Genomic DNA, 14,098 nt, shown 5'->3' with positions numbered 1-14,098 from the left:
CAAGTACAGCGAATGCCTGCAATCCGCCCGACCGGTCGAACGATTCACCTTAACCCCAGTCTCTCTGCCAAGCCTTCAAACTCCGGTGCCTCCACGAAGAGCTTCTCGAACTCACGGCGTGCCTGGGCCTTGCGACCCACGCGTTCGTAAAGCTCCGCGCGGTCATGACGGATCTGGTGGAGAAGACGATCGGGGCGGTCCTTGCGGCGGCGGCCAGCGCGGGTCAGCACGTCGATGGCGGCGTCGGGGAGGCCGCGCACCGCGAGCGCCCGAGCCCGGTAGAGCAGAATGCCCGTGTCAATGGGGGTCTCGTTCTGGGTGGCGACGGTCAGGGCGATCACACGGTCGAGCAGGTCGTGATCTTGGGGTGTGTCGAGCGCGATCTGGACGAAGGACAAGAGCACCACGGGATCCTCAGGTGCGATGACCAAAAGCCGCTCGAGATGCTGCGTCGCGCCTTCGGCGTCCCCGCTCGCCTCACACAGCTCCACCAGCGCAAGCCGGGTGCCGCGCTCGGTGGGGGAGATGTGAGCAAAGATGCCCTTGGCCATCGGCAGGGTGCTTTGCGGTGCGAGGTCATATTTCGTGAGCAGCGCGCCGAGCCTGCCGCCCGCCGCAAGCGCGCTTTCCAGATGCACGCGCGCCTGCGCAAATGCCTCCTGCTTCAAGCGGATCATGCCGGCCATCCAGGCGGCGTCGGGCAGATCGTTTGCGGCTTCCAGATGTGACAGCGCTGCATCTTCATCACCCTCGCTGAGCGCGCGCAGCCCATCTATGAGCGCCTTTTCCTCAGGTGAGGTCACGAGCCGCCAGAAAAACCCGAGGGACAGCTTGTCCCGTGTTGGGGTGGCTGCACGCGCGCCCTTACGGTCCTGGATGGTGTAGAAGAGGCCCGTGCCCGGCAGCCCGAGTGTGGCTCGGTTCCCCCGGGGGCTGACGGTGTATTTGGCACCGCGCGGTCCGAACGACAGAGAGGCTGTCGATTTCGAGAGGTTCAGCGTCACCCCGGGCGCAAGACGGATACGTTGCCAGAAACGCAAAGACACGGGGTGTAAATCCTTTCTGTAAATTGGCCGGAGACGAACCCTGATTGAACCGCATGGCCGCCGCATAAGCAACCGATGCGTGGGGTGCCTTGGACGGGTTGCAGACCGAACATCCTCCAGCAAAATCATCACCGTATCATCGGCACAGGATCAAGGGCGGCCCGTGCCAGCGGAACGGGGGCTACTCGACAGCCTCGAAGAACCGCCCGTATTCCTCGCTCACTTCCCTGGCCTCGATAAAGGCCCGCGCGCGCTCCTCGTCGATGCAGCGGAAATACTCTTGCACGTCGGCGATGTAGGCCTCGAAATCCCCCCGGATCAGGTCCGCGTAGGCGCGCATGTCTTCTCGGGACGCGGGCAGGAACGGCCGTTCGGGCGGGATGCAGGCATGGGCAGGACCACTCACCATAAGGACGGTGATCAGCAGCGCCAGGGGGATGTTGCACGCACAGGACATGTGCAGGGCAAAACTCCTTTGCTGCCTTTAAGATCACGACTTTGTCAGCTATCACCGTTATCGGAGCAAGGCAATCTGCGTCAAGTCGTTAATATTGTCTTGCTATCGTTCATGTTGTCTTGTATCGCCCGCGGTGTTGCGACCCCGTGGGCCCGAGACTGCACCCAGGCAGAAGAAGGACCCAAGGGAAGGCCATGATAGAAGAAGCACCGAATGTGGTTACAGAAGACGGGCTGCGCGGCCTCTTGGCCCAAGGCTATCTCATCGAGGTGGTCTGCAAGGAAGGCGCCGAGAAGCGCCACAACAGCTGGTACGGCACCTGGGTCATCCGGGCGGTTGCCCCGGATGGAGGGGACGACAAGATGCTCGTCACCAGCCGCAGCGTCCTTAAGCTGCGCGATTTCAAGACCATCGTCGGCCTTGTCAGCTTCCTTGCCGACATGGGCTGCACGACCGCCAGCATCCCGCTTGTCGAGGGTGCCCGCGAGCGCCACGCAGCACCCGGACGCACGTCCGAGCCGCGGACCGGACCGGTTCTGGTCAAGGACAACTGACCGCGCTTTTGCGCTCGTCGTTGCATTGGGTACAGGTGTTTGTTCAGCACCCCCGGCCCTTGCCGACGGTTTCATCTTCCAGGTCAGCCCCGATGGCCGACTGATCGACATGGCCGAGACCACGAGCAGCCTGCGCTCGTTCACCGGCGACGACGATGCCCAGAATGGGCCCCTTCCAGATCGCCTCTTTCTTTTTGCCGAACCGCAGTCCCTTGGGGATGATTATCCCCTGAGCGATGTGACGGCTGCAGCAGCGGTCGCCCCGCGCGCCGTCCGCGCCTCCCCCGAAATCCTCCACGCCATCGAGACCACGGCGCTGCGCTACGGCAGCCATGACGCCCTGCGTCAGGCAGGTCTGTCGGTCACTGATTGGGCGCTGTTCTACCGCGCCAATATCGAGGTCGAGAGCGCGTACAATCCGGGCGCGCGCAGCCCCGTCGGCGCCATCGGACTCGGCCAGCTGATGCCCGATACCGCGCGCGATCTCGGCGTCGATCCCCATGACATCGCCCAGAACCTCGACGGCTCGGCCCGTTACCTTCTGATGATGCTTGAGCAGTTCGGCGATCCCGAGCTGGCGCTTGCGGCGTACAATGCCGGTCCCCATGCGGTCACCCGCCATGGCGGCATTCCCCCCTTTCGAGAAACCCAAGGCCATGTGGCCCGTGTGACAGCCGTGTTCCAGCGGCTGAGAGGAGACCTTTCGTGACGTCCAAACCTTCTATTGTTGCGCTCGGCGCGATGGCACTCATCGTGCTTGCCGGCCCCGCTCTGGCCCAAAGCATCGACCTGTCGCCCGTGCAGACCCTGCTGCAGGGCATCGTCGATGCGATCACCGGCCCCTTGGGCATCGTGATCGGCACGCTCGCGCTGATCGGCGTCTTTCTCTCCTGGCTCTTCGGCATCCTCGACTTCCGCCAGGCGCTTTGGGTGGTGGTCGCGATCGCGGGCATCGCCGCGGCGCCCACCATCGTCGCCGCCATCTGGACGACCTGAGAAGCACCCATGTCCGACCAGTCCCGCGTGTTCATCGGCCTTCTGAGGCCACCCAAGCTGATGGGTTTGCCGATCATGTACGCCATGGTCTGGCTCTTCGGCTCGACGCTTCTGTTCCTCTGGGTCCAGAGCTGGGTGGTGGCCGTCTTCGCGGGGCTGGCCTGGCCGGCGCTCTGGAAAGCCGCAGACTGGGATCCGAACTTCCTCGATGTCCTGGTGATCACCTTGCAGGAAACCCCGCCCACGACAAACCGCAAGATCCACGGGGGCGACAGCTATGCCCCGTGATGGAGTTGCCCGTGACGTGGAAGGCGCCCTCGATCCGCTTACTACGCTGCCTGCATGGGTCAAGGGCGAGAAGCGGCTCTCGTCCATGCTGCCCTATGTCAGCCTCGTCACCGACCGGACGATCCGGACGCGCGGCAACGAGTTGATGCAATGCATCCGGCTCGAAGGGGTCAACAGCACCACGAGCGAGGATGCCCATCTGGACCGGATCGGCGGGCTTCTCGCCGGGATCGTCGCGCAGGTCGGAACGGAGTTCTCTTTCTACCTGCACAAGGTCTCGAAAGCGGTCGATGTGACCCTGCCGCCCATTCCGGGCGAGGGGTTTGCTGCCGCCGTCGACAAACGATGGCACGCGCATCTCGGTCGCGCGGGCTTGCGCGACAAGACGCTGACCCTGACCGTGCTGAAGCGCCCCGAGGCGGGCAGCCGTCTGCCCTTCGGTCTGGGGGCGTCCCGCGCGCGGCATGCGGCCGACACGACCCGGCGCTTGCGCAAGCTCGACGAGGTCGTGGGGTTTTTGCTGTCGTCATTCGATGAGCTGAAGCCCCGCCTGCTCGCCGCCAGCACTGGCGAGCTTCTGGGCTTTCTTGGTTCGCTCAACACCGGTGAAGAGCATCCGCTCTTCCCCCGGTCGCGCCTTGGCGTGATCGCCGAGGACGTGGCCAATACCCGGGTCACTTTCCGCGGCACGACCATTGCGCTCTCCGATGGTGCTGTGGGCGACAAGCTGGGCGCGATCTTTGCGGTCAAGAACTACCCTGCCAAGACCGACAGCCTGATGCTCGATGAGCTGAACCTGCCCGTCGACATGGTGGTCACGCATTCCTTCGTGCCGATCAACGCGAACATCATGGCAGGCCGGATCAAGCGGCAGTTGCGGCTGATGCAGGCGGCTAATGACGGGGCCGTCAGCCTCGCGCAGGAGTTGGAACTCGCGCAGGACGATCTGGAATCGAAACGCCTGATCTTCGGCGAGCACCACATGACGGTGGCGGTCTATGCGCGGACCCAAGCTGCCCTCGACGACATCGCGGCCGAGATCCGCAACATCTCGGCCACCTCCGGCATCAACCTGATCTCAGAAGCCTTCGGCGCGCGGGCGCATTTCATGGCGCAGCATCCGGGGAACACAGGAGCGCGCAGCCGCAAAGCTGCGATCACGAACCACAACTTCGCCGATCTCGCCACCTTCCACCGCACCCCGCTTGGCAAGACTGGCCGGGAAGTGCCCTGGGGCGTGCCGATCACCCTTTTCCCGACGCCTGAGCGCAGCGGGTTCCGCTTCAATTTCCACGAACAGGGCGCACCGGATCGCGAACCCACGGGAGGCCACACGCTGATCCTTGGCCGCCCCGGCTCGGGCAAATCCGTGCTGGCGGCGTTCCTCATGACCATGGCGCGCCGGGCGGGCGCACGGCTCTTCGTCTTCGACTATCGCGCCGGCATGGAAATGGCCGTCCGCGCGCTTGGCGGCAGCTATTCGACGGTGCGGGCAGGGCGACCCACGGGTCTGAACCCGCTGCAAACCGAGATCGATGCCCGCGGTCAGGCCTGGCTGGCCGACTGGCTCGCAAGCCTTCTCGAGCGCCGGGACCGACCCCTGACCCCGGTGCAGACCAACCGTCTGCAGGAGGTCGTGCGTCAGAACGCCAGTGCCGGAAACGCTGGCCTCAGGAACTGGTCGGACTTCGCCTCGCTCCTCGTCTCCACCGATGACGAGGGCGATCTCTTCGAGCGGATGCAGGAATGGACGGCCGATGGCCGCTATGGCTGGATCTTTGGGGCGAACGCGGACGACACGTTCCAGATCGGGGGCAGCACCGACGCGGACGTCGCGGGCTTCGACCTGACCGGCATCCTCGACTCCGAGAGCGAGCGGGAACGCATGGCGGTCCTCTCCTATCTCTTCCGCCGGGTCGAACGGGTGATCGAGGACCGCAAGCCCACGATCATCGTGATCGACGAAGCCTGGAAGGCGCTGGACAACGCGTATTTCGCGGAGCGGCTCTCGAACTGGCTGGTGACCGCCCGCAAGCAGAACGCCGTCGTCGTGATGATGACCCAGTATGCCAGCCAGCTCGAGCGCACGCGGACCGGCAAGACCATCGTGGAAGCCGTGCCGACGCAAGTTCTCTTGCCCAACATCCGCGCTTCGGCTGCGGATTACGCGATGCTCGGCCTCAGCGAGAAGGAACTCGACGTGCTTCTGGGTGTCGGCTCCGCCTCCCGGCTGGCCCTCGTGCGCGACGACCGCGGCGCGGTGGTGATTGACGCCGATCTGAGCGCGCTCGGCCCCCTCGTGACCATCCTGGGCGGCATGGAGAAAGGCGAGGCCCTTGTCGGCCCCGACTATCGTGACCGCCCTGATTTCTGGAGAGTGACATGACCCGTATCCTCATCCGCAGCGTCGTGCTGCTTGGCCTCGGCCTGACCCTGACAGCCTGCGCGCAGCATAACCCCGCGCAGGCCAACTGCTTCAACTTCCGCGATACGCCCGCACGAGGTGCAACCGCCACGACGACGATCTCGACCATGGGCGCGGAGGTCACGCGGCGCGACACGGCCTGCGATTTCGTGATGCTGGGGGCGGGCGGCTAAGCCGATGCGGACCTGGCTCCCCCTCTCGATGATCGGCCTTGCGCTGGCTGGTCCCAGCGTCGGGCCAGCGGTTGCCCAGGGCGTGCCGACTTTTGATCTACGCCTTTTCGCAGAGCGGCAGGCAATCCTCGAGCAGACCGATCGCGACCTGGCGCTGCAGCAGGACCGGCTGACACGCGAGGAGGAGCTGGCCGAGATCGAGCGCCAGCAACTCGCCGCGCTCGAAGGGCTGATGGATGCGATGTCCCTCGGCTCGGGTGATGTCGCAGGCACCGTGGCCGGGCTGGAGGCAGGGCAGGGTGCGGTTGACGAGGTCGAGAGTGCTGCGGCCAGCCTCTATGCGCCCGAGGACAACAACCCGGCCGCAGCCCGGATGTTCGGCGATGCCCGGGAAGGGGTTGAGGAGCTGATCATCCGCGCTGCGCGTCATACCCATAGCTTGCCGGGTGTGAGCCGTGCGGGCCTCTCGCTCGTGCAATGGCGCTGCCTTCTGCAGGCGCTGATCTGGCAGGAAAGCCGGTTCCAGATCGGCGCGCGCTCTCCCGTGGGGGCCTTCGGGCTCACCCAGATCATGCCCGGCACGGCGGGCGATCTCGGGATCTACCCGGCCTACTATGACGACCCCTGGCTGCAGGTCACCGGCGGCGCGCGGTACCTCGCGCAGATGCTGAACATGTTCGATGGCAACATCATCCACGCGCTCGCCGCTTACAACGCAGGCCCGGGCAACGTTCAGAACTACGGCGGCGTCCCGCCCTTTGCGGAAACCCAGCATTACGTCGTGGTGATCCCGCAGCAGTACAACAGCTACCTCGCCGCCGTGGGCGGCATCGATGCGCTCGGCACAATCGACCCTGTGCTTCTGGCGAACGCGAGCTTCAGCCTCTCGGCCCATGGGGCGGGTGTCTACGGCGACTACTCGTTGGTCTCGGTCCGCGCAGCTGCCTTGCGGGTGCAGGACATCATCACCCGCATCGGCGAGACCGAAGACCTGCACGAGGCCATCGCGCTCAATACCTATGCGCGCGCCGAGCTTGCCCGGCTGGTCGCGATCCGCACCCGGATCAAGGCCGCTCACACCCAACCGCTGAGCGAGGAGCAACTCGCCATGGCCGCGGCCCAAGCCGCCGAGCGACAATATATGCATTTCACCCAGGAGAATTTGCGATGATCCGGCGCTTGTCCCGTTCCCTTACCACCACCGCCGCGACGCTCGCGCTGGCCACCGTCCTTGCGGGGCCTGTCACCGCACAGGGCGTGCCCACGGTCGATACCCAGAACATCGCCCAGGAAATCCGTCAGCTTCAGCAGATGCTGCAGGATTTCGGGATCCAGACCGATCTTCTGGACAATGCGCTGGCGCAACTCGACCTTCTGCAGCAACAGTTCGACCAGCTCGAGGAGATGTATGCCTCGCTGACCGGGCCGCGCAGCATTCTCGGTCTCGCCATGGGCGGCGATCTCGACGGCCTCCTGCAGGCCAATTTCGAAGACATTCCCGGTCTGATCCGGGGCATCCAGGCGGGCGACTGGTCAAGCCTGATCGGCCCCAACGCAGGGCCCCTACGCACGCAGATGGAACAGGCGCTCGCCAGCGCCGGATTCGATGAGGATTCACTCCGCGAGATCGCCACCAGCGGCAATCCCGGCGCAGAAGGTGTCGCGACCCGCGCCACGACGGGCGCCGTGATGTCCGCGGCCGCCCAGAACAGCCATGCAGAGGCCGCTCAGTCGCTCGAACGCGTCGAACAACTCGTCGCGATGATCCCCGACATGGAGGACCTGAAGGCGTCGATGGACCACAACACCCGCGTCACGGCGGAACTCGCCATCGCCATGACCCGCATGTGGGAGCTTGAAGCCATCCAGACCCTCGGCGCCGGCAACGCGGGTGTGGTGGATGCCGCCACCGTCGCCGAAGAGCGCCGCTACATGGACTTCACCCTGCCGAGCCTGCGGCCATGACCAAGGGTCCCGACATGACGGCGGGCATGAGCGCGCGCGAACTGGTCGAGGAGGAACTGATCCACGGCGCACTGCGTCGGGAGCAGCTCTGGCGGATGATCGGCCTTGGCGGGGCAGGCTTTGGTGTCTTCGGCTGCCTTGCGGCCGCAGCCGTCGCCCTGATGGTCGAGACGCCCCCACCGGTCGTCGTGCCCTATGATCCCGCCACGGGTCTGGCCCTTCCGAACGCCACGGTTGAGACGGTCTCGCTTGCCGAACGCCCGGCCATTATCGAGGCGCAGATCTATCGCTACATCCTTGACCGCGAGGCCTACAACCAGCTCGACAACGATCTGCGCGTGCGCCGCGTGCTGGCGCAATCCACCGGGGCGGCCGAGGCCAGCATGCGCGCCATGTGGACCTCTGGGCAGGAAAGCTATCCGCCGACGCGCTATGGCTCGGCTGCGGAGATGGCCGTCGAGATCGCCTCGATCACGCTGATCGGCGACAACCGCGCGCAGGTGCGTCTCAGAAAGCGCCTGACCAGCCCGCAGGGCGCGCAGGACGGATCCTTCACCGCAACAATGATGTTCGCATTTCAACCCGAACGGACCCGCTCGATCGACGATGTCTGGCAGAACCCCTTCGGCTTCACCGTCACCCAATATGCCATCCGATCGGACCGTTCCGAATGACCTCTGTTCCCGTTCTCGCCCCTGTTCATACCCTTCTGGTCGCCGGTGCCCTCGTGCTCTCCGCACCCGCAGCCCTTGCCGAGACCACGCCGCGCCCCGGTCCCCATGACAACCGCGTCCGGATCGCGACCTGGACCGAGGGGCAGGTCTATCGCGTCGTCACCACCCTGACTCGGGTCACCACCGTCGAGTTCGGCGAGGGCGAGACCATCCGCTCGATCATCGCGGGCGACACGGTGGGCTTCCAGTTCGACGGCGTGCCGGGCGGACGCGCCTTCGCGATCAAGCCCGCCGCCTCGGGCGTCGCGACCAACATCACGGTCTACACGAACCGCCGATCCTACTACTTCCACGTCGTCGAGGCCCGCGAGACCCCGCATTACGTCGTGCAGTTCCGCTATCCCGAGAGCCGCGTACAGCCGACCCGCGCGGTCGCCGCTGATGCGCCAAACGCGAACTATGCCGTCAGCGCCAGTGAGGAGTTCACGCCGACGGCCATCTGGGATGACGGCACCTTCACCTATTTTCGCTTCGCGCGGAACGCGCCGGTCCCGGCGATCTTCCGCTATGCCAATGGCGGCGAGCGGGCGGTGAACAGTACGGCACTCGAGGACGGCGTCATCCGTGTCTCGGGCGTCAATCGCCAATGGGTCCTGCGCCTCGGGGAAGACGAGGTCTGTGTTCAGGATATGGGTGGGCCCACGTCATGAGCCAGGACACTGAAGACCTGGCCACGCGCCTCGCGGCCCTTGAAGCGACGGGCGACAAGAAGCGGGCGGTCACACGTCCATCCCCGCTAACGGCGATTCTTGGCGTGGCCGGGATTGTGGCCGTGGGGGGGCTTGCCTGGGCGGCCTTGCAGCCGTCGCCCGAGGCGCCCCTGCCGACCGCCGCCCCGGAAGAATTCCAGACCACAGGATCGGGCTTCGGCGACCTCGCACCCATTCCAGTGACGGAGCCTGTATCGCCGCCACCGGCCGAAACCAGCCCCTCCGCTTCGGAACTGGCGCTGATGGAAAGCCTTGCGACGCTGCGCGCGGAACTGGAAGACCTGCGCGCGCGGCCCGTCGAGGCATCGGATAGCGGCGCAGAGCAGGCCATCGCCGAACTCACTGCGCAGATCGCGGCGCTGCAAGAGGCCTCGTCTGAGGCGCAGCGCGCGCTCGAGCGACAGTTGACCGAACGCGACCGCGAGCTTGACCAGTTGCGCATGGACCTTGAGGTGGCGCGGCTGACCCCGCCTGCGCCGACAGACCTCGGGCCGAACGAGGAGGAGTTGCGGCTCGCCGAACTTGAGCGCCGCCGCATCGCCGAAGCGGAGGCCCGGGCCGAACGCATCGCGTCGCCCATGATCGCGTTTTCTGGGATGGGGGCAGGGAGCGACCGAGAGAACAGCCTCGAGGCCGCGCGCCTGAATGAAGACGAAGCCTTCGTCCGCGCAGGCGCCAGACCCGCCCCGGTGACACGGGCCGAAGTGATCGTGAACCCTGGCAACACCGTCGTGCAAGGCACGATGATCCAGGCCGTCACCGAGACGGCGCTCGACAGCACGCTGCCTGGTGCAATCCGGGCCATTGTCTCCGAGGACGTGCATTCCTTCGACGGCACGCGCGTCCTGATCCCGCGCGGCGCACGTCTTGTGGGGCGTTATCGCTCCGATGTGGCGCTCGCGCAGTCGCGGGTCATGGTGGCTTGGGACCGCATCATCCTGCCCGACAACCAGACGGTCGAGATCAGCGCCTTTGGTGGCGACGAGCTCGGTCGCACCGGCACAACGGGATTTGTCGATACGCGCTTCGCACAGCGCTTTGGCTCGGCCGCGCTGATCTCGCTGATCGGGGCCTTGCCTGCGGCCGCCGCTGGACAGATCGAGGATGAGGCTGCCGCCGATATCGCGAGCGATGTGGGCACGGACCTGCGCGACAGCACGCAAAGCGTGATGCAGGATTATCTCTCGATCCGCCCCGTGATCCATGTCGATCAGGGCACCCGGATCACAGTCATGGTCGACCGCGATCTGGAGATTTTCTGACATGGCGGCAAGCTATCTCGAAGCCTCGCTCGACCGGCTGGGTGCGCCCGTGCAGCGCGACGACACGATCGAGATCTGCATCAACCCCGACGGACGGGTCTGGGGCGAGTTCCAGGGTGATCATTTCATGCGCGGCCTCGGTACGCCGCTGACCCAGACCGAGATCAAGGACCTCGGTAACCAGATCGCCTCGGCTGCCTCGACCACGCTCAGCACCAAGAAGCCCATCGTCTCGGTCTCGATCCTCTATCGCGATCGTCCGATCCGGGCACAGGTGATCCAGCCTCCGGCTGTCGAGGGCGGGTTTTCCATCTCGCTGCGGTTCTTCTCGTCGCTGCCGCTGGAGACGATCAAGCTTGGCTTCCTCTATGGCAAGGAGCGCAGCCTCGAAGGCCTGCGCCGCGAACGGAATGCCGCCCTGCGCGATGTGGTGGCCTCCGGCGACATCGATGCATCCCTGCGGTTCTGCGTCGAGAACAAGCTCAACATGATCGTCTCAGGCGGCACCTCGACCGGCAAGACGGTCGCGGCGCGCAAGATCCTCTCGCTGATCCCGCCTGAAGAACGGATCATCACCATTGAGGAGGCGGCGGAACTGCGCCCTGAACAGCCGAATGCCGTAACGCTGATCGCCGACCGGGACACCGAGGCCCGCAGCGCCGATGTGCTTCTGGCCTCGACCTTACGCATGCGGCCTGATCGGATCGTGCTGGGGGAGGTCCGTGGTCGCGAGGCCATGACCTTCCTCGAGGCGATCAACACCGGCCATGGCGGTTCGCTCACAACGCTGCATGCCGAAACCCCGCAACTGGCCGTCCGCCGTATCGCCATAGCCGCGCTCAAGACCGATGTGCCGATGACCTATGCCGACATGGTCGACTACATCGAAGGCTCCATCGACGTGATCATCCAGGCAGGCCGTCATGACGGCGCCCGAGGCATCACCGAGTTCTTCCTGCCGGTGCAGGCAAGACATCCAGATCAGAACACTGCCGGAACCGGGGGCACTCAGCGCCCCTCGGTCGCCGCCGAATGACCCGAAAGGAAATCCCCATGCGCAAGATCACCCTCACCGCCGCTGTCACCCTGCTGGCCGCGCCCCTCGCGGCCCAGACCGCGCCTCAGGTGACGAACGATCTCACCGTGACCATGTCGCCCCAGCAATACCGGATCTGCAACGACCGGCCCGCTCGCCCGACCTGGATGGACGAGGTTCACCCGCGTGAGGCCTACAAGGCGCTGACGTTGATGCGGCTCTACGAGCTGCGGTCATGGGAGGCGATCAAGGAAACCGGCGATTGCGGCTGTGATGTCCGCTTCCCATCATGGGATGCAGCCTCCGCCGAGTACGAGGAACGGTTCGCAACAAGCACGCAGGCCGAGCATACTCAAGCGCGGCTGGCCATTCGCAACGAACAGAACCAGATCGCCCGCGACGTCCAGGATATCTGCGAAGCGCAAGGCAACTGGTAATGAGCGTCGTCAGCTGGATGGTCGGAACCGCCGACGGCTTCCTTGCCGATGCCGCCGAGTCCCAGTTCGGGGCTGTGGCGAGCAATACCGGCACGATCGTCCTGCTGATGGTCACGCTCTCGCTGATCGGCGTCTGTATCAACATGGCCTTCCAGTTCCGCAGCATGGATGGGGCCAGCTTCTTCTGGTACCTGATCAAGCTGACGCTGATAGGGCTCTTTGCCTTCAACTGGGCCAACTTCAACGCGGTCGCCAATGCCGTTATCGGCGGGCTCGACTATGTCGCCGGGGCCCTGATCTCCTCGGTTGGCGGCGGCGGGGCAGGGGCCACGTACTTTGCCGCCGAGTTCGATGATCTCATCACAGAGTTCAGCCAGTACCTGAACGCGATCGGTAACAACCTGAACTGGATGACTGGCGCGATCCTCGGCGGAATCGGCCTCGTGCTCCTGAGTCTCCTCGGCTTCATGACTGGCATCGTCCTCATCTTCGCCAAGATGATGCTTACCCTGATGCTCGGCCTCGCACCGATCATGATCGCGCTGTCGCTCTTCGATGCGACCAAGGATTTCTTCCACAGGTGGGTCTCGACGACGATCAGCTATGCCTTCTACCCCATCGTCATCGCCGCCATGTTCTCGACCGTCGTCGGCATGGCGAATTCGCTGCTAGCACAGCTCGGTGACCCGAACTCGGCCACCAACATCGGCTCGCTGGTGCCGTTCTTCGTGATGGTGTTCCTGGCCAAGGGCTTCGTCGCGGCGACGCCGCTGATCGTGCGGGGGATCTCTGGAAACCTGATGGTCGCCGCGGCACCGGCAATCGTCAGCGGGTCTGCGGGGGTGCTGCGGGGCTTAGTAAACACCTCAGGTGTCGAGGGCAGGGCGCGGATCGGTGCGCTGACGACAAGTGAGGCGATCGGGCGAGGGGCGGTGCAAGCGCCCGCGGTCATGCGGAGAGCTGCGGTGACAGCAAGCGCGCAGGTGGTCAGGATGGCTGAGAGGGCAAAACGGCTGGCGCGGTAACCACGGCGAGAAGGCGGACGAAATCGAGATCAATTCAGAGGGAAATCATGACCAATAAGCAGAAGGTCACCATGGCTTCGGTCATACTCAGGCGGTTTGGCTTTACCAATCGAGAAGCTGCCCGGTTCTGGGGGGTACAAGAAGAAACGGTGGCGAAGTGGGTAACGGGTGAAACCGATATGCCGACGACCATGCAGCTCACAGCGCTTGAAAAAATCAATGCCTGGCAAAGCTATTGTCGGCATATGGCAGGCATTTATCACGATATTTTCCAGGAAGCGCCTGAAGCATACATCGGTGTTTTGAGCGCAAACGACGCGGCCGCATATGGCGTTCCTGAAAGTGATGGTTTCATCTCGAACACCATCGCCAGCATCTGCGCATATCTCGCACCGAGGCACGAACACTTGGTTCTCGTCACATCCGAAGAGGCGGCCCGGGAGGACACTTTAACCCGCTTGCGAGAATGCGCTTTTCTTTGGGCGATCAACTTCGTCGATCTTTTAAATACGGAAACGGCATTCGGGACGACCGAGCTGGCGATGACCGAGTTCCTGGTCTCTCGTCTTCGCCGCGATCTCAGCGATCCTATCGCGGCGATGCTGTCAACAGATGGCATAACGTATGATCGGCGCTGGACCATCCACTTTATCAACACCCATGATTTCGTAGCTGATTTCGCCAATGAGGATGGCGAGGGCGATGAGCGTCACGAGTATTTCGAGGTTTCATTCACGCCCCTCTCGTTGGATTCTCCATTCGATTTTTGCAGCGATGATCAAGCAAGGGTGCGCCTAGTTCTGGACAATGGCACGACGATGGATGTGGGGCTAGCCACCGGCGATGCTGAAGCTGATTTCGTTGCCATGAACGCAGCAGTTGCAGACATGCTCAATGAAGTATTCGGGACACCCGCGAAGATGAAGGCAGCGTTCGAGAAGCAATGTGCTGTCGAGAAATCCGAACGCGACATGCTGCACTGACGGACCC

17 protein-coding genes are annotated in these 14,098 nt (G+C 64.4%); 15 read left to right on the top strand and 2 right to left on the bottom strand.

The window, feature by feature from the left end:
* Positions 1-44: 44 nt before the first annotated feature.
* On the bottom strand, positions 45-1,046 hold the full coding sequence (locus EV663_RS11735; RefSeq protein ID WP_132952061.1) for a DUF4236 domain-containing protein: 1,002 nt from the start codon (positions 1,044-1,046) through the stop codon (positions 45-47).
* A gap of 181 nt (positions 1,047-1,227) precedes the next feature.
* On the bottom strand, positions 1,228-1,503 hold the full coding sequence (locus EV663_RS11730) for a hypothetical protein (protein WP_341799037.1): 276 nt from the start codon (positions 1,501-1,503) through the stop codon (positions 1,228-1,230).
* Between the two features lie 194 nt (positions 1,504-1,697).
* Between EV663_RS11730 and EV663_RS11725 the strand changes: the two genes are divergently transcribed.
* The 15 genes from EV663_RS11725 (at position 1,698) to EV663_RS11655 (ending at position 14,091) form a co-directional block, all read left to right on the top strand.
* Entirely contained in the window at positions 1,698-2,057 is a 360-nt protein-coding gene (locus EV663_RS11725; RefSeq protein ID WP_132952059.1) for a hypothetical protein, read from the top strand.
* 109 nt (positions 2,058-2,166) lie between these two features.
* On the top strand, positions 2,167-2,766 hold the full coding sequence (locus EV663_RS11720) for a lytic transglycosylase domain-containing protein (protein ID WP_207904426.1): 600 nt from the start codon (positions 2,167-2,169) through the stop codon (positions 2,764-2,766).
* A complete protein-coding gene (locus EV663_RS11715; RefSeq protein WP_100196091.1) occupies positions 2,763-3,053 on the top strand; it encodes a TrbC/VirB2 family protein in 291 nt (96 codons plus the stop codon). The genes EV663_RS11720 and EV663_RS11715 overlap by 4 nt, the downstream gene beginning before the upstream one ends.
* A gap of 9 nt (positions 3,054-3,062) precedes the next feature.
* Entirely contained in the window at positions 3,063-3,341 is a 279-nt protein-coding gene (locus EV663_RS11710) for a VirB3 family type IV secretion system protein (protein WP_107326157.1), read from the top strand.
* Complete coding sequence (locus EV663_RS11705; protein ID WP_132952055.1) at positions 3,331-5,727, top strand: VirB4 family type IV secretion/conjugal transfer ATPase; 2,397 nt, start codon at positions 3,331-3,333, stop codon at positions 5,725-5,727. Before EV663_RS11710 ends, EV663_RS11705 begins: the two co-directional genes overlap by 11 nt.
* Positions 5,724-5,939 (top strand): hypothetical protein, encoded by a 216-nt coding sequence (locus tag EV663_RS11700; protein ID WP_132952053.1) that lies wholly within the window; start codon positions 5,724-5,726, stop codon positions 5,937-5,939. Before EV663_RS11705 ends, EV663_RS11700 begins: the two co-directional genes overlap by 4 nt.
* Positions 5,940-5,943: 4 nt before the next feature.
* Positions 5,944-7,110, top strand: coding sequence for a lytic transglycosylase domain-containing protein (locus tag EV663_RS11695; protein WP_132952051.1), 1,167 nt, complete (start codon positions 5,944-5,946; stop codon positions 7,108-7,110).
* Positions 7,107-7,904 carry a type IV secretion system protein gene (locus tag EV663_RS11690; RefSeq protein ID WP_132952049.1) on the top strand — a complete coding sequence of 266 codons (798 nt, stop codon included), beginning with the start codon at positions 7,107-7,109 and terminating at the stop codon, positions 7,902-7,904. Before EV663_RS11695 ends, EV663_RS11690 begins: the two co-directional genes overlap by 4 nt.
* A 26-nt stretch (positions 7,905-7,930) precedes the next feature.
* Complete coding sequence (locus tag EV663_RS11685) at positions 7,931-8,578, top strand: VirB8 family type IV secretion system protein (protein WP_132952081.1); 648 nt, start codon at positions 7,931-7,933, stop codon at positions 8,576-8,578.
* Positions 8,575-9,288 carry a TrbG/VirB9 family P-type conjugative transfer protein gene (locus EV663_RS11680; protein ID WP_243697952.1) on the top strand — a complete coding sequence of 238 codons (714 nt, stop codon included), beginning with the start codon at positions 8,575-8,577 and terminating at the stop codon, positions 9,286-9,288. Before EV663_RS11685 ends, EV663_RS11680 begins: the two co-directional genes overlap by 4 nt.
* Positions 9,285-10,610, top strand: coding sequence for a TraB/TrbI/VirB10 family type IV secretion system protein (locus EV663_RS11675; protein ID WP_132952047.1), 1,326 nt, complete (start codon positions 9,285-9,287; stop codon positions 10,608-10,610). Before EV663_RS11680 ends, EV663_RS11675 begins: the two co-directional genes overlap by 4 nt.
* 1 nt (position 10,611) lies before the next feature.
* On the top strand, positions 10,612-11,646 hold the full coding sequence (locus tag EV663_RS11670; RefSeq protein ID WP_132952045.1) for an ATPase, T2SS/T4P/T4SS family: 1,035 nt from the start codon (positions 10,612-10,614) through the stop codon (positions 11,644-11,646).
* A 17-nt stretch (positions 11,647-11,663) separates the two neighbouring features.
* Positions 11,664-12,083 carry a hypothetical protein gene (locus tag EV663_RS11665; RefSeq protein ID WP_132952044.1) on the top strand — a complete coding sequence of 140 codons (420 nt, stop codon included), beginning with the start codon at positions 11,664-11,666 and terminating at the stop codon, positions 12,081-12,083.
* Entirely contained in the window at positions 12,083-13,108 is a 1,026-nt protein-coding gene (locus EV663_RS11660; RefSeq protein WP_132952042.1) for a TrbL/VirB6 family protein, read from the top strand. The genes EV663_RS11665 and EV663_RS11660 overlap by 1 nt, the downstream gene beginning before the upstream one ends.
* A gap of 47 nt (positions 13,109-13,155) precedes the next feature.
* Entirely contained in the window at positions 13,156-14,091 is a 936-nt protein-coding gene (locus tag EV663_RS11655) for a hypothetical protein (RefSeq protein WP_132952040.1), read from the top strand.
* Positions 14,092-14,098 lie beyond the last annotated feature (7 nt).

This window comes from Rhodovulum bhavnagarense, assembly GCF_004343505.1.
Classification (GTDB): Bacteria; Pseudomonadota; Alphaproteobacteria; order Rhodobacterales; family Rhodobacteraceae; genus Rhodovulum; species Rhodovulum bhavnagarense.
The sequence above is the reverse complement of the archived record's forward strand: the minus strand, read 5'-3'. Positions and strand labels throughout refer to the sequence as shown.